The sequence below is a fragment of the Thioclava electrotropha genome, assembly GCF_002085925.2.
Lineage (GTDB): Bacteria > Pseudomonadota > Alphaproteobacteria > Rhodobacterales > Rhodobacteraceae > Thioclava > Thioclava electrotropha.
Genome location: NZ_CP053562.1, coordinates 756,967 through 772,667, shown reverse-complemented (window position 1 = coordinate 772,667; position 15,701 = coordinate 756,967). Strand labels below are relative to the sequence as shown.

The following is a 15,701-nucleotide window of genomic DNA, read 5'->3' as shown; positions in this document are numbered from 1 at the left end:
AATGGAACCTTCCGTAAGTGTCCGCGACCTGCGCATCAGCTACGGCGCGCTGGACGTCATCGACAATCTGCAACTGGACATCACGCCGGGGGAATTCCTCGTGCTGCTGGGGCCCTCTGGCTGTGGCAAGTCCACCCTTCTCAACGCGATCGCAGGCCTGATCGACATCTCCGACGGCGAGGTCTGGATTTCGGGCAAGAACGTCACATGGGACGAACCCAAGGATCGCGGGATCGGCATGGTGTTCCAATCCTACGCGCTCTATCCGCAGATGTCGGTGGAGAGGAATCTAAGCTTCGGGCTGCGCGTCGCGCGGCATTCCAAGAAGGACATCGCGGAGCGCGTCTCGCGCGCAGCCGAGATCCTGCAGATCGAGCCTCTTTTGAAGCGTCGCCCCTCGAACCTGTCGGGCGGGCAGCGCCAGCGGGTCGCGATCGGTCGGGCGCTGGTGCGCGACGCGGATGTCTTCCTGTTCGACGAGCCGCTTTCCAACCTCGACGCCAAGCTGCGCGTCGACCTTCGCGTGGAGATCAAGCGGCTCCACCAGCGGCTACGCTCGACGATGATCTACGTCACCCACGATCAGATCGAGGCGCTCACGCTGGCTGACCGGATCGCGGTGATGCATGGCGGCGAGATCCAGCAGCTCGACGAGCCTCTCACGATCTACAACCGACCATGCAACATGTTCGTTGCGGGCTTCATCGGGTCACCAGCCATGAACTTCTTCGATGGGCGTCTGGTCGCCGGACAAGACGGCCCGATCTTCGAAGGGCAAGGCTTTGCCACGGGTCTCGCGGGCTATGACGGCAACGGCCCCCTGCCGGTTAATCGCGACGTGATCCTTGGCGTGCGCCCGGAACACGTGCTGTTCGACCGGGATGCGGCAGGCCAACCGGGAGAGGTCGAGGCCGTCGTAGAACTGGAAGAGCCGATGGGCGCGGACAGCCTCGTCTGGCTGACCTATGGCGAGGCCAAGCTCTCGGTGCGCTGCGCCTCCGGCAAACGCTACCGCCCCGGTGACCGTGTCCCCATCGCCTTCGACATTACGCGCGCGTCGATCTTCGACACGCAAAGCGAAAAGCGCCTCTAGGTGCGCACCTGATTTTTCCTAGGAGGAGAGAAACATGACCGATTTCAGTTACCAGCTTTACAGTTCGCGCAATGCGGGTCCACTCGACCAGACGCTCGGGATGCTGGCACAGGCAGGCTATGCAAGCGTCGAGGGGTTCGGCGGGCTCTATGAAAAACTCGGAACGTCTGACCTAGATGCGTTCCGCGCCCAGCTCGACGCGGCCGGGCTGAAGATGCCGACGGGACATTTCAGCCTCGATGTCGTGGAGACCGACCCGGACCGTGCAATTGCAATCGCGCGCGCGCTGGGGATGGAGGCGCTCTACGTGCCCTTCCTGATGCCCGATGACCGGCCCACCGATACGAAAGGCTGGCAGGAGCTCGGCATTCGGCTCGCCCGCGCTGGTGCCCCGATCCGCGCCGCCGGGTTCGGCTTCGGCTGGCACAACCACGACTTCGAGTTCAAGCCGCTCGCCGACGGCACGCTGCCGATGGAGCATATCCTCGCTGCGGGCGACCTCGACTGGGAGGCCGATATCGCCTGGATCACGCGCGGAGGGGCCGACCCGCTCGACTGGATCGCGCGGCATGGCAACCGGATTACGGCAGCGCATGTGAAGGATATCGCCCCCGAAGGCGAGAAAGCCGAGGAGGACGGCTGGGCCGACGTGGGCACCGGCATCATGGACTGGGCCCAGCTGCTCGAGGCCCTGCGCCGCGACAGCAAGGCCGCCCATTTCGTAATGGAGCATGACAACCCGTCCGACGACGCGCGCTTCGCCCGCAGCTCGATCGACAACGCGCGCAAGCTCTCTAAAGGGAGCGTGGCATGAGCACTGAACTCGGTATCGGCATCATCGGCTGCGGCAATATCTCGACCACCTATCTCGGTTTCGCGCCGCTCTTTCGCGGCATCAAACTCATCGCCTGCGCTGACCTGAACCCGGCAGCCGCCAAGGCACGCGCGGAGGAATACGGCGTCGAGGCGCAAAGCGTGGAGGCCCTCCTCGCGAACCCTGCGATTGATGTCATCATCAACCTCACCGTCCCTGCGGCGCATTTCGAGGTCGCGAAAGCGGCGCTTGAGGCAGGCAAGCATGTCTACAGCGAAAAGCCCTTCGTTCTCTCGGCCGAAGACGGAAAGGCGCTGCGCGAGCTTGCGCAGGCCAAGGGGCTCTCGGTGGGCAGTTCGCCCGACACCTTCCTTGGCGGCGCGCATCAGCAGGCACGCGCGCTGATCGACGAGGGTCGCCTCGGCACGATCACGGCGGGCACGGCCCATGTGATGAGCCACGGCATGGAGCATTGGCACCCGAACCCGGATTTCTTCTTCAAGCCGGGCGGCGGTCCGATGCTCGATCTCGGGCCCTATTACCTTGCGAACCTTATCAACCTGATCGGCCCGGTGAAACGGGTGGCGGCACTGACCTCCACTGCGACGCCCACGCGCAGGATTACGTCTGAGCCGCGCAATGGCGAGACGATCGATGTCGAGACGCCCACCAACATCCATGCGTTGCTCGAATTTGCGCGAGGGGCCACCGTCACCCTGTCCACGAGCTGGGATGTCTGGGCGCACCGTCACGGCCCGATGGAGATCTACGGGACCGAGGGCTCGCTCTTTCTGCCGGATCCGAACTTCTTCGGCGGCCCGGTGGAGATCGCGGGGCGCGACGGGAAGATCGCGCCCGTGGAGCCCTGGGCCCACCCGTTCGGCAAGCCCAACCAGGAGCACCCGCATGGCATGGTCGCCAACTACCGCGCGGCGGGCCTTGCCGATATGGCGCTCTCTGTGATCGAGGGCCGCGAGGCGCGGTGTTCCATCGACCGCGCGCTGCACGGGATCGAGATCATGACGGCGATCCTGCGCTCGGGCGAGGAAGGTGGCTTCGTGGAGATGACCACGACCTGCACCCGCGCCCCGGCGCTCGACCCAGAGGGCGCGCGGGCGCTCTTGCGCAAACCAGACTGAACCCGGCCAAGCGCAGGGGACGGCCCCTCGCGCTTGGCCTGAAAGGACCCGACAGGAGTATTCCCAGATGAAGACGATCAAGGGGCCTGCCCTCTTTCTCGCGCAATTCGTGGGCGATGATGCGCCCTTCAACAGTCTCGACGCGATCTGCGGCTGGGCGGCCGGGCTCGGCTACAAGGGCGTGCAGATCCCGACATGGGACCGCCGCCTGATCGATCTCGAGCGCGCCGCCAGCTCGCAGGATTACTGCGATGAGATCACCGGAACAGTCGCCGCCCACGGAATGGAGGTGACGGAGCTTTCGACGCATCTGCAGGGCCAGCTCGTAGCTGCACACCCGGTCTATGACGAGCTGCTCGACGGCTTCGCCCCACCCGAGCTGCACGGCAAGCCCGCGGCGCGGCAGGCATGGGCCTGCGAGCAGGTTCGGCTTGCCGCGCGTGCCTCGCGCCGGATGGGGCTCTCGGCGATGCCGACCTTCTCGGGCGCGCTGGCTTGGCCCTTCCTCTACCCCTTCCCGCAACGCCCGCCGGGGCTGATCGAGAGCGCCTTCGACGAGCTGGCCGCGCGCTGGCGCCCGCTGCTCGACGCCTGCGAGGAGAGCGGCGTCGATGCCTGTTTCGAGCTGCATCCCGGCGAAGACCTGCATGACGGGGTCAGCTATGAGATGTTCCTCGACCGGGTGGACAATCACACCCGCGCCAACCTACTCTACGATCCCTCGCATTTCGTTCTGCAGCAGCTCGATTATCTCGAGCATCTCGAGATCTACCGCGACCGTATCCGGGCCTTCCACGTCAAGGATGCGGAATTCGTGCCCTCGGGGCGCCAGGGCGTCTATGGTGGCTACCAGTCCTGGGTGGACCGCGCGGGGCGGTTCCGGTCGCTCGGCGACGGACAGGTGGATTTCGGGCGGATCTTCTCGCAGATGGCGGCGCATGACTTCGACGGCTGGGCCGTGCTTGAATGGGAATGCGCGCTCAAACATCCTGAGGACGGTGCGCGCGAGGGGGCGGAGTTCATCGCCCGCCACATCATCCGCGTGACCGATCACGCTTTCGACGATTTCGCAGGCGCGGGCACCGACGAAGGTGCCAATCGGCGTATTCTCGGGCTGGAGGGCACGACGTGAACGACACGAACGGACATCGCAAACTGCGCCTCGGCATGGTCGGCGGCGGCGAGGGCGCCTTCATCGGCGGCGTTCATCGCATCGCGGCGCGGCTCGACGACCGGTTTGATCTGGTCGCGGGCGCGCTTGCTTCTGAGCCTGCGCGCGCCCATCGCTCTGCGGCAGCACTGGGGTTGGACCCCACGCGCAGCTACGCGGATTTCGAGGTGATGGCGCGAGAAGAAGCGGCCCGGCCCGATGGGATCGAGGTTGTGTCGATCGTGACCCCCAATCATATGCATGCGCCTGTCGCGACCGCCTTCCTGCGCGCGGGCATTCACGTGATCTGCGACAAGCCGATGACGCGCACACTCGAAGAGGCGGAAGCGTTGGCGGAAGAGGTGCGCGCCTCAAACGCGCTCTTCGTGCTTACGCATAATTACACAGGCTACGCGATGGTGCGACAGGCCCGCGCAATGGTGGGAGCCGGACAGCTCGGGCGCATCCGGGTCGTTCAGGTCGAGTATCCGCAGGATTGGCTCACCGAGCCGGTGGGAACGGATGGCGCGAAACAGGCCGTCTGGCGGACCGATCCCACGCGGGCCGGTGCAGCGGGGTCGCTTGGAGATATCGGCACCCACGCAATGAACCTCGCGAGCTTTGTCTCGGGGCTCGAGCCGCGCGAGATCTGCGCCGAACTCACCAGTTTCGTGCCAGGGCGCGCGGTCGATGACGACGTGCAGATGTTGATCCGTTATGCGAGCGGGGCGAAGGGTATGCTCTGGGCCAGCCAGGTCTCCCCGGGCAATGAGAATGGGCTGAAACTGCGTATTTACGGCGAGTCGGCGGGGCTCGAATGGCTGCAAACCGCGCCCGATAGTCTACGCGTGTCCCCCTTCGGAGAGCCCCCATATCTCCTGTCTCGGGGCGGACCGGGCCTCACGCCCGAGGTTGCCGAGATGGGCCGTGTTCCGGCCGGCCACCCGGAGGGGTTCCTCGAGGCCTTCGGCAACCTCTATAGCGCGACAGCTGACGCGATCCTGGCCCATGAGCGCGGCGAGCCCAGGCCGCTCGGGCTGCTGCCGGGTGTGGCGGATGGCCTAGCCGGGATGCGCTTCATCTCGGCGGCCTTGCGATCCTCGCAGGCAGGAGGTGTCTGGACAGCGCTCTGAGGTATGAATGAATAGCCCCGTGTATCATGGACGCCTTCTTCGCTAATTTTGAGGCAAGGAGGCCGTGATGACAGCGCCACAAATCACCTTGTTCGCGATTCTCGGCGGAACCCTTTCGTTGTTCTTGTGGGGGAGGTTTCGCCACGACCTGGTTGCCTTGGCCTCGCTGATGGCCTGCGTCTTGACCGGATTGGTTCCGGCGGATGCGGCGTTTGCGGGGTTTGGCCATCCCGCCGTGATTACCGTGGCCTGCGTGCTCATACTAAGTCAGGGTTTACAAAATACCGGGGCGGTGGACTGGCTGGCGCGGGCAGTCCTACCATCCGAGGCGAACCGTCTGACCAGCATGACGGCGCTTGTGGCTCTTTCGGCTGTTCTTTCTGGCTTCATGAACAACGTCGGAGCGCTGGCGCTTCTCATGCCGATCGCGATCCGGCTCGCCGGGCGGCTGGACCTGACACCTGGGCAGATGCTGATGCCCCTGGCCTTTGGCACGATCCTCGGCGGCATGACCACGCTGGTCGGCACACCGCCTAACCTGATCGTCTCGGGTTTTCGCGCCGAAGCCGGATTGGGGCAGTTCGGTATGTTCGATTATGCCCCCGTAGGTGTGGCGGTCGCCTTCGTCGGCGTGGCTTTCATCGCGCTTCTGGGATGGCGCATCGTGCCTGCGCGCAAACCGATGAGCAAGGCAGGTTTCGACACTGGCAGCTATCTGACCGAGGTTCGGGTGCCGGATAAAAGTAAGGCCGTGGGACTGACCCTGCGCAAGTTCGAACGCGGGATTGAAAAAAGCGGCGCGCAGATCATTGGGCTGGTCCGCAACGACGTGCGGATGACCGCGCCACATGGTGGACGGCGCATACAGGCGGACGACGTTCTGATCCTGGAGGCCGAGGCTCAAGAGCTGGCCGAAGTATTGTCGGCCTTCGGCATCACGCTTGAAGAGGAGGAGAGCGGATCGGCGCGAGCGGAAAGGAAAGCCGGAGAGACAACACCGAAGACTGAAAACGACGAAGCCGAGAGCAACAAGTCCGCCGAGGACACCGATGCAGCGACGAAGCCTTCGGACCGCGACGAGGATATCGTGTTGCGCGAATTCGCGGTGCTGCCGGGCTCCACGATCGTCGGGCAGTCCGCGACAGACCTGCGGCTGCGGACGCGCTACGGGCTCAATCTTCTGGCTGTCTCACGCGAAGGGCGTCCCCCGCGGACGCGGCTGCGCACACTGAAGCTGAAACCTGGCGATCTGCTGATGTTGCAGGGGCCCGCCGAGATCATGGCCGATTTCATGAATGAGACCGGCTGCGCGCCTTTGGGAGAGCGCGAATTGCATCTTCCAAATGCGCGAATGGCAATCATCGCCAGCGCCCTCTTGCTTGGCTCTATCGGAATTGCCACCTTCGGCCTGCTGCCGGCATCCGTGGCCTTTACGTTGGGGGTTCTGGGCTCGATGCTCCTGCGAACCGTGCCGCCCGGGCAGGTCTACAAAGCCATCGACTGGCCAGTCATCGTCCTGCTGGGATCGCTTATCCCGGTGGCCGGCGCGATGCAGACCACTGGCGCGGCAGATGTTCTGGCGCGTTTTCTGGTCGAGACGATCGCGCGCGGGAACGCCATCGCGGCTCTGGCGGCAATTCTGGTCACCACGATGTTTCTCTCGGATTTGATGAACAATGCGGCCACGGCAGCGGTGCTGTCGCCAGTTGCCTTGGGCATCGCCGCTTCACTCGACGTGAACCCCGACAGCTTCCTGATGGCGGTGGCGATCGGGGCATCTTGTGCTTTCCTCACGCCGATCGGCCATCAGAACAACACTCTCATCCTCGGGTCAGGCGGCTTTCGCTTCGGCGACTACTGGAAGCTTGGACTGCCGCTCGAGGTGATCGTCGTTGCCGTAAGCTTGCCGCTGCTGCTGATCGTTTGGCCACTTTAGACCCCGGCGAAGGCACGCCCTGACCGGCAGTCCTCCAGAACATCGCCACCGACCCGACACCGTGGGCCACCCGGCCTGCAACCACCGGACCGAGCACACTGCTTGTCGCGGTGGTCGGGAGCGTGATCCCAAAGCCGAGCGGCGGACCTGAGGCCGGTCATGAACTAACACTCAAGCCGGGCCACTCCAGTGGCGCTGATCACCTGCAAGCCGAGCGCCTCGATATACTGAAGTCTGTCGTCATACGCGTCTGGTGCCCTCTTGAAGCCGACATCGCGCGCGGCGACTGCGTCGAAGTGCTCAATCCTGAAAGGTGAGGTTGCGCAAACCCCGTCCGAGAACCATATCCCTCCCGCCGATAAGAGGGGGACTGTATGACTTTGCGCGACCGGATCGCGATGGCGCTCGACACATCAACTTTCAGGAACACGATCACGGCCGTGATCCTTTTCAACGCATTGCTTCTTGGACTGGAGACTTCGGAGCGCGCGATGGCCTTGGCTGGCGATCTGATCCGGCTCCTCGACATGCTTTGCCTGTCGGTTTTCGTGATCGAGATTGGACTTAAGCTCGTGGTGCAGAGATTGGGCTTCTTCCGGTCTGGCTGGAACCTCTTCGATTTCACCATTGTCGGCGTGTCGCTTCTGCCCGGCGCGCAGGTCTTCAGCGTGCTGCGGGCGCTTCGAGTGCTGAGGCTCTTGCGCATCATTTCGGTCGCGCCGCGCCTGCGGCGCGTGGTCGAGGGGCTCATCAACGCCCTGCCGGGCATGGGCAGCGTCTTCCTCTTGATGGGCATCATCTTCTATATCGCGAGCGTGATGGCGACAAAGTTGTTCGGCGCGAGTTTCCCGCAGTGGTTCGGCTCGCTCGGACAATCAGCCTATTCACTGTTTCAGATCATGACGCTCGAGAGCTGGTCGATGGGGATTGTGCGCCCGGTGATGGAAACCCACCCTCTGGCTTGGGCCTTCTTCGTGCCTTTCATCATGGTCACGACCTTCGCAGTGGTGAACCTTCTGGTGGGCCTCATCGTAAATTCGATGCAGGATGCCCATTCCGAAGAGGAGACCACACGCACCGACGCCTACCGCGACGAGGTTCTCCTGCGGCTCGATGCGATCGAGCGGCGGATCGGAGATCTTCGGAAAGGCAACCAAACGGGCGGCTGACGCGAGGGGCAGAAGCGTGCCTGACCCTCCACGTCTCGCAGATGACCCGAGCGGATATCAGGCTCACTAGCTACATGACTGGGGAGCCTGTCGGCACGCTCGGGCTCATCGCGCCTGGCGGCCTCACTCCTGGCTTTTACACGAGTAGCCGCAACAGTGTCTTCGTTGTGTTAACGGCTCATTTACTCTCAAATTGTTAGCCTGCCCACTCGTGCAGTTGATAGGAGAATGCAATGAAAGACCCGACCCAACCTGACACGGCGGAAGCCGTTTTACTCGACTATGTCGAGCGATATGGCTTAACGGACAGGGCACGAAGATACTTCCTCAATCTTGGCCAGAAGGAAGCATCCGATGGATCACGCGCCGAAGCTCGACACCCAAAAGACGATCAAAGCTCTTCCTGAAAGACGGGAGCCCTACTGGAACATTCTCGAGTATTGCCGTCACATTGGGCTCGAGAAGAAACCAGAGAAGCCCCTTCATTGGGTCGCTCGAATCCGCAAGAAGGATGGTCGCTATAAACAGCAGCGACTCGGACCCGCAGCTTCGGAAAACTCACAGGGCTTTTCCTACGAAGCGGCGATCACGCTCGCGCGCGCCTGGTTCGCCGAGCAGGAATTGCGGGGCATCGCCTCTGCGAGCTTCCCAGTGGGAACCACACAGCATCTGCGATATTCGAAGAGTGACGCTGGCTTCACTGTGGGCGACGCCCTGATCGACTATGTGGAATGGAAGCGCATAGCTGCCACGAAGACGACCTTTGAGACTCTGGTCGCATTGATCAACTTTCATATCCTGCCGCGCCTCGGAGCGGTTCAGCTCGACGAGCTGACCGGCAACACAATCACCAATTTCTGTCGTGCCATCCTTGAGACGCCACCCAAGCGGGGGAACCAGGCGCTCAAGGCAAGGGTAAAGATTGAAAGCCTCGACCCGGATGCATTGCGCCGCCGGAAAGGAACACTGAACACGCTGCTGGGGATATTGCGAACTGCCATGCAGATGGCATGGGAGAACGGCCACACCGCCTCGGAACGCTCTTGGCGCTGCATCCACCGCGTCCCGAATTTGGAAGTTCCTCGTCAGATATTCCTCACACGCGCGCAGTGTCGTGAGCTGATCGCCGCATGCCGCCCAGATCTTGCGGACTTGGTGCGTGCAGCGCTTTATACGGGCTGTCGCGTGTCCGAGCTTTCAGCGCTTCGCGTGTGCGATGTCGGAAAAGACATCTTTGGCATTTACGTCTCCTCTCCCAAAGGCTGGCGACCACGCTATGTGTATCTCCCCGAGGAAGGGATGCGATTTTTCTTGGCCAAATGCGCCGGGAAAGCAGACGATGACATCGTCTTTCGCACTGGCGCAGGCCAGATCTGGAAAACCCGTCACAAACATCTCTTCAAAGCAGCTGTCGAGAAGGCCGGGCTGCCGCATGAATTCGTGTTCCACGGATTGCGGCACACTTATGCCAGTCAGCTTGTGCAGGCCGGCGCGCCGCTTGCCATCGTCGCGCGTCAACTCGGCCACGCGAACACAGACACGGTGAGCCGGACCTACGGCCATCTGTCTTGCGAGAGCATCGAACGTGAGCTCGCTCTACGATTTGCCGCGTTGGAAGATCAGCCTCGGGAATATGACGTGCGAACGCGCTCGTTACGGAAATCGCTGCAAGCTCCGCCTCCGTCGATCCCCGTCGCGTCTTGGCCACGGAGCAACTTCGCCTTGTGTCGAGGCGACGAGCTTCAGTTCGTCAGCCGCAGAGGAGCCTGAGGCATTCGCCGCCTTAGTGCGGAGAACGCTTACGAACACACTGAGCCGCCATTTTCTGGAAAACGTGACGCATGTCTTCAAGCCTGCCTTAGATCACAGCTCGGACCGAATTTAGAATGGGGAACGACACCCGAAACCCGCCGCGACCAGAAATCATCCTCACTCGGAAGTTCCATTCACGAGAGTGAGCGGACCTGCGTTCGATTTAAGCAATTGGGCATCAATCCCGCATGGTCGCTGCGCCGAAGACCGAATGCACGGCAAACGCTATGCCGCAATTGCGCTAGAGACGCTCAGGCACGCAACCACCTTTACCCCTTGCGTAAATTTCGCCCCCCCGCGCTATCGCTGAGGCTCTCTCGACGCGAAACGAGAGATAACACCTCTTAGAAATTTTCGCACCATCGGCCGAAGCGCACCCTCCGTCGCTTCCAAGTAAACTGCCAACCCAAAGATGAGAAGTGAGGCGATGAGAGCCGTCTCACGCAGTGACGCGCTCTCCCAAACATAGGAAATATCCTCAACAAACATCACCGTCGACGCAACTGCGAGAACACCAGACATCACCAAATATCCGTAAGGCGAGACAACAAGCATGAAAAGCGAGAGCCCGAGAAAACCGCCACAGACACCGATCAGATAGAAGACAAATTCCCGCAAAGAAGATCCATCGGGGGCATAAATGAGCCCCCAGGTGAGTAGAGCGCCCAACATCGAAAAACAAAAAAATAACGAAACACGCAGCGGCTATGGTCAACTTTCGCCGCAACGCGAGCGCCAAGAGGGAAAGAGTTACGACGAGAATAACAGCCTCTAAACCGACCATGGGTGGGCTTGTAAGACCTAAACCATTCAAGTTTTCACCCTCTAAGTTTTGCTAAAGCAGCGCCGTGCTCGAGACCAACTCACCGCGTGATCAGCACAACCCCTACGAAAATCGCAAAGATCAGCAGGAAGCCCCACACACCGGACCGGTTCAGGAGAGGCGCGCTCCGACCGCAAGCCCCACATCGGCTTGCTCCGAAACGCAACCGATGCGAACAAGACTCGCATGTAAAAATTCGCAGCGACCGGCCTTTGGCTTTTTGAAATTCACGCATTGATATATCTGAAATGTAGGAACGAGGTGTTGTTAGTAGATTTTATGAACGTTGAACGCCTCGAAACGCAGAAACTTTCGCTGTGCGAGAGGCGCCGAAGCAGTCGAAGGTCACTTCCCGAGAGGTTAATGCAGGCTTTCTAAGAAATAGCAAAAGTAATTTAAATTTTCACACCCGGCAACGCGAACCCGCCACCTTGAGTTGTATTTTCATAAATTTCTCATCGCCGCACAATTATTGCGTGCATAAAATTTTCGGAACTTGGATGTTCGGTGTCTGATTATCGCAAATTGCAAATGCTCTACGTAATTTGATTCGTCTAGAACATACATGCGGAAGAGTTAAGCCGCCTCAAAGAGACATTGCGAGGCAGCGCGCGTTATAGAGACCGGGCCTTCCACTTGTAGCAAACCGCCTATCGCACGGCGAAATTCTCCGCCGGAAGCCTTGTGAGGCATTCCAACATTTCACCTCCGGGTGATCCAGATATTTGAGGCATCGTCGCTCTGATCGCTCAACGGCTGCGACTGCTCGGATCCGGACTCTCTCCGAGGTCGAAGACTTTCCGCGTCTCGCAGATGACCCGAGCAGTTATCGGGCTCACTGACTAATGCCTGGGAGCCAGCCTACTCGCTCGGACTCATCGCGCCCAACGGATCCACCTGCGGTCTCAATGTGGGCGCCCAGCTCAGGATCGAAGAAGTCCATCGAGGCTCGGCCCTATCGAAAACACCCGTCGAAACCATGAGAGACCTGCCCGGGGGATCGCCCATCCAAAACGGGGGCGGGCTGGGGTTTTCTGCGGCCGGCTATCGGGCGCACCGAACGAGCTCGAAAGAGCATCGAAGCGGCTGCGCGGCACGCTGGATACCCGAGAGAGATTGTTGTTTGCGAAATGCGAGGCACACGGGCGCACAAACGTGATCGTCGGTCTGGCCGGAAGGACAAAGGCGACCTACACCGGGCGTCGCGCTTTCTTGGTCCGGCGAGGCCCCGTCAGGCACAGACGTCTGTTAGGGCCTGTTGGCTGAGGCGTAAGACGGGTGCGCGGAGCTTTGAGTTGGCCATCAATCTTGATGAATCGAGGTTCGGGAAGGTCACAGGCCTCAAGTGCCCTGAGATCTTCTTCCGTCATCTTCGCTGGCTCCGAAAGGGTGGCTCGCAAGACATAAGCGGCCACCGCCGCTCCCCCGGAGAGCACGGTGAGCACGCCCGCAATGATGTATTCGGCCAGATCCATGACACATCCTTTCCTCAGAACTGTAGCGACGAAACATCAAAAAGATCAAACTCGGAATTGCTCGGGTTGGTCCCGCCTTCTTTGCGGAATACTGACGCGCGTCGAGGCCTCGGAGCAGCCGTGGTAGTCGCTCACCAGGCGCACGCAGTCGCACAGCTCAAAAATCGCAAAGCCGGTGTCCCCGATCAAACGAGACAAAGCACGGGCTTTCAGGCTATAATTAAGTTTTACGGAGGGCACCGCATGGAAGATCTTTTCAGGAAGCGGCAAGAGGAAAAGGCGCGAAGCCGCGCGAAGGATGAAGAACGTCTGGCGAGAGGCGAGGTCAGCCCCAGCGAGTTGCAGCATCAGAATTTAGTATTCAAGAAAGTCCGAGCCGACCGGGTCGGCTTCGTGAAGAGCCGCGAGCCAAAATCCGTCAAGTTCCTCAGCCTTTGAGGCTGCTATGTCTATCGATCAGAAACTTGCTCGAGCGAGAACTCAACGCCCAAGGGTCCTCGGCGAGCTGGAGGCACTGCTGCGAGCAGGCAATCCAGACCTCAACCTCTTCGTCTCGGCCCGCGCCCATTATGGCGAGCCCGGATTGGCGCATCTCCATCTCTATGGCATCGAGGACGACCACGAACGCAGATCCCGGCTGATGAAATTTGCGACAGCCTGGCTTCTGGAACGCGGCATATCGATCGAACTTCAGGAGGGACGCGACGTCTATGACATTCGTCCATGGCGCGAGCCCCATGGGGGCACGGCTCAAGATATGGGATCTCTGGACGAGCTGGACGAGATCTGAAAGTGCTCGAACCAGGCCAAGCAGAAGACAAATCGCAGCGCGCACTAAGAGGCTTTTGCGCCCCCTCCCCCTCGAAGCTGGACTACCTTCCAATGCCCGGTATACCCTTTCTTCAAATGGGCCGCGACGATCTGAAAGCCGCTCTGTGGCCAGCTCTTCGGTGTGTCGACGAAGAGCAATTCCGCAATTCCGAATCCGGCCTCCTGGAGATCCCGCAACCGCGCCTTCGTCGTCAGATTGGTCAGCGGCGCGAGCCAGACGATATTTTCTGAGACTCGCATCGCGTGTCGCGTGAATGTCCGCAGCTCGGACCAGGGTGGGTTTGTGACCACCCACTCCACGCGATCGGACCAAGAGAGAAAGTCGCGCCCCTCACTGATCTCACACCAGTGGCTCTCCACGTGATCCGGATAGTGATTGTAGAATGCCCCTTCTCCGCGCGACGGATCGAGAACGCGACCCTCCAGCGCATGCGAAAAATGTTCGATGATCGCCTTGGCGAGGTTAGGCGGCGTCATGACCCGGTCCTGTTCCGCGTCATTCTTAGGCGGCACCAACCCGCGTCCTTTCGCGAGATCGCTCCGTTCCAGTGGGCTGCGGAGGCGGAGTAGCCGCAAGGCCGCGGCAAGCGTCGCAACCCGTCCGGAAAACTCCCTTTCCAAGGCAATGACCGTCACGCGACTGCAGCCGATCTTGCGGGCGAGAGCCTGCTGCGAAAAACCGCGCGCACGCCGCCGCTCCGCGAGCGCGCGTCCCATATGCTCACCCGCCTTGGTAACACGCCAGCGCAAGCCAAGTATCGGCAAGATGGCCTCGAGCGAAAGGATCGTGCCCGCCCCGCTCTCGAGAGCGCGCACCGTCGGGATGCTGATATTGGCGCGGGAGGCAAGGTCAGCCTGTGTGAGCCCGCGCTCCGCGCGTTCGGCTCTCAGGAGCTCGGAAAATGACATGTGCGAAAATCTTTCTATCGAAAGCTCACAGATAGAAAGAAATAGAGACAAAGCGCAACCGCTAGCGCTGCACCCTAGGCGCTCCCGAAAACGAGCGGCAATGAGCTCCAGCGAAATTTTCTCTACTTCCTAAAAAAACGGAAACCCGTTTTTTCACCCGCGGCACCTAGACTGAACGCATCGTCAAGATCCGCTCCGGATCGCCCTACCCGTCCCCGCCGAGCCTCGCTTGCGCGGCCTCAGGAGATGCATGCCATGGCCCAGCGCCCTTTTGCGCCAAATATGCGAAAATCTCATCGCGCAACTGGGTTCACCAAATCCGATGAAGAGCTTCTCGAGCGGCTCGTGAAAGCCCGGCTGCAGGTCGCCGAACTGATGCTGGAAAAATCAATTTATGCCCCGATCTTCGAGAGACTGGAACACGAGATCGCGGCCGTCGAGGCGCGCCGGATCGAAGATCCTCTGGCCCGCGCAAGGGCGATCCTGCGTGGACAGCCAAGTGACGCGACCTCCCCGTCAGAGGATCAAGACGATACCCCTGAGCCATGGTAGGTCAAACGATCTCACTTGCCGATGCGACGAGGATCCCGAATGCACCGGGCAGCTCAGCCGTCATGCGAAAAACGAAAGGCAAAAAATCAAAAAAGCTCTCTAGCTTAAAAACACGAAGCTAAAAATGCTCGAAAATACCAAGCAGACCGAACAAGCATCGCCTGGCCGCGCAGCTAAAGGCTGCCGGCAACTCCTAGATTGCATGTGAAAATCGGGACCTCTTGTAAGAAGGCGTTCCTCGTATCCGGGCGCAAGGCTACTACCACCAGGCCCAGCAACACAAAGGCCCACTTGTGCGAGCAACGTCGAAGCTTCACTTTGGCCTCTCGCAGCGCAAGCGCCATTTCGAGGTGCTCGCCATGCCCGTTGCTGCACCGCATCAATTCATATGGTCCGCCCAAAGCTCGATCTGCTCTCGCCGCGAACCGTCCGACCAGCTCCCTTCGCACGGCTGGGAGGAAGCTTCGCTACCACGTGCGAAAAAGGTTCGGTGCGCCCGCTGCCTTCACCTATCGCCCAATTTATCCCTCACTAAGTCGCCCCCAACACGGTCCGAACGCCCCCTCATCATGCTATCCAGTCCGGTTAGCCCATGCACGCGCCAAATGATTCGCGCGATTGGTGGCGAACACGCCCTTACCAATAAAATTTCGAAAAATTTTTATTTTTACAATCGGTGCGAAAAATTCTGTTTTTTTGCCGACCGTAATGCTCCCCAGCGAGCAGAATAAAGAAATTATCGTCTTTGAAGGACTCCGCGAAAAACGCGCTCAATTTTCTTTTTGCGCCGCTATACGTAAAAGGGACATCGCTATATAAATAGCGACGACGCCATTCTACTTCACAAGCACGGATCGCCCCATGT

Annotated in this window: 13 protein-coding genes; 12 read left to right on the top strand and 1 reads right to left on the bottom strand. The window is 60.6% G+C overall.

Translation table 11 applies throughout. The annotated features are described in order from the left end of the window. The first annotated feature begins 1 nt into the window (after nucleotide 1). The 11 genes from AKL02_RS03890 (at nucleotide 2) to AKL02_RS03840 (ending at nucleotide 13,334) form a co-directional block, all read left to right on the top strand. Entirely contained in the window at nucleotides 2–1,093 is a 1,092-nt protein-coding gene (locus AKL02_RS03890) for an ABC transporter ATP-binding protein (protein ID WP_083079706.1), read from the top strand. 34 nt (nucleotides 1,094–1,127) lie between these two features. Further along, the gene (locus AKL02_RS03885; RefSeq protein WP_083079708.1) at nucleotides 1,128–1,907 is read left to right on the top strand and encodes a sugar phosphate isomerase/epimerase family protein; all 780 of its coding nucleotides are present in this window, start codon (nucleotides 1,128–1,130) and stop codon (nucleotides 1,905–1,907) included. Further along, complete coding sequence (locus AKL02_RS03880) at nucleotides 1,904–3,046, top strand: Gfo/Idh/MocA family protein (protein WP_083079709.1); 1,143 nt, start codon at nucleotides 1,904–1,906, stop codon at nucleotides 3,044–3,046. Before AKL02_RS03885 ends, AKL02_RS03880 begins: the two co-directional genes overlap by 4 nt. 67 nt (nucleotides 3,047–3,113) lie before the next feature. Then, on the top strand, nucleotides 3,114–4,178 hold the full coding sequence (locus tag AKL02_RS03875; protein WP_083079711.1) for a sugar phosphate isomerase/epimerase family protein: 1,065 nt from the start codon (nucleotides 3,114–3,116) through the stop codon (nucleotides 4,176–4,178). A gap of 35 nt (nucleotides 4,179–4,213) precedes the next feature. After that, on the top strand, nucleotides 4,214–5,329 hold the full coding sequence (locus AKL02_RS03870; protein WP_083079850.1) for a Gfo/Idh/MocA family protein: 1,116 nt from the start codon (nucleotides 4,214–4,216) through the stop codon (nucleotides 5,327–5,329). Nucleotides 5,330–5,396: 67 nt separating this feature from the next. Continuing rightward, nucleotides 5,397–7,265, top strand: a complete 1,869-nt coding sequence (locus AKL02_RS03865) for an SLC13 family permease (RefSeq protein WP_083079713.1) — start codon at nucleotides 5,397–5,399, stop codon at nucleotides 7,263–7,265. A gap of 374 nt (nucleotides 7,266–7,639) precedes the next feature. Next, nucleotides 7,640–8,434, top strand: a complete 795-nt coding sequence (locus AKL02_RS03860) for an ion transporter (protein WP_108722444.1) — start codon at nucleotides 7,640–7,642, stop codon at nucleotides 8,432–8,434. A gap of 233 nt (nucleotides 8,435–8,667) precedes the next feature. Then, nucleotides 8,668–8,841: a hypothetical protein gene (locus AKL02_RS03855; protein WP_165757046.1), complete on the top strand. Its 174-nt coding sequence runs from the start codon at nucleotides 8,668–8,670 to the stop codon at nucleotides 8,839–8,841. Then, nucleotides 8,789–10,204 (top strand): tyrosine-type recombinase/integrase, encoded by a 1,416-nt coding sequence (locus tag AKL02_RS03850; RefSeq protein ID WP_083079715.1) that lies wholly within the window; start codon nucleotides 8,789–8,791, stop codon nucleotides 10,202–10,204. The genes AKL02_RS03855 and AKL02_RS03850 overlap by 53 nt, the downstream gene beginning before the upstream one ends. A gap of 2,583 nt (nucleotides 10,205–12,787) precedes the next feature. Then, complete coding sequence (locus AKL02_RS03845; RefSeq protein ID WP_075777083.1) at nucleotides 12,788–12,982, top strand: hypothetical protein; 195 nt, start codon at nucleotides 12,788–12,790, stop codon at nucleotides 12,980–12,982. A 7-nt stretch (nucleotides 12,983–12,989) separates the two neighbouring features. Continuing rightward, nucleotides 12,990–13,334: a hypothetical protein gene (locus AKL02_RS03840; protein ID WP_133052003.1), complete on the top strand. Its 345-nt coding sequence runs from the start codon at nucleotides 12,990–12,992 to the stop codon at nucleotides 13,332–13,334. 44 nt (nucleotides 13,335–13,378) lie between these two features. On the opposite strand, the gene AKL02_RS03835 is transcribed toward AKL02_RS03840, so the two are convergent. Beyond that, the gene (locus AKL02_RS03835) at nucleotides 13,379–14,284 is read right to left on the bottom strand and encodes a helix-turn-helix domain-containing protein (protein WP_083079723.1); all 906 of its coding nucleotides are present in this window, start codon (nucleotides 14,282–14,284) and stop codon (nucleotides 13,379–13,381) included. Between the two features lie 255 nt (nucleotides 14,285–14,539). On the opposite strand from AKL02_RS03835, the gene AKL02_RS03830 reads away from it, so the two are divergent. Next, nucleotides 14,540–14,836 carry a hypothetical protein gene (locus AKL02_RS03830; protein ID WP_083079725.1) on the top strand — a complete coding sequence of 99 codons (297 nt, stop codon included), beginning with the start codon at nucleotides 14,540–14,542 and terminating at the stop codon, nucleotides 14,834–14,836. Nucleotides 14,837–15,701 lie beyond the last annotated feature (865 nt).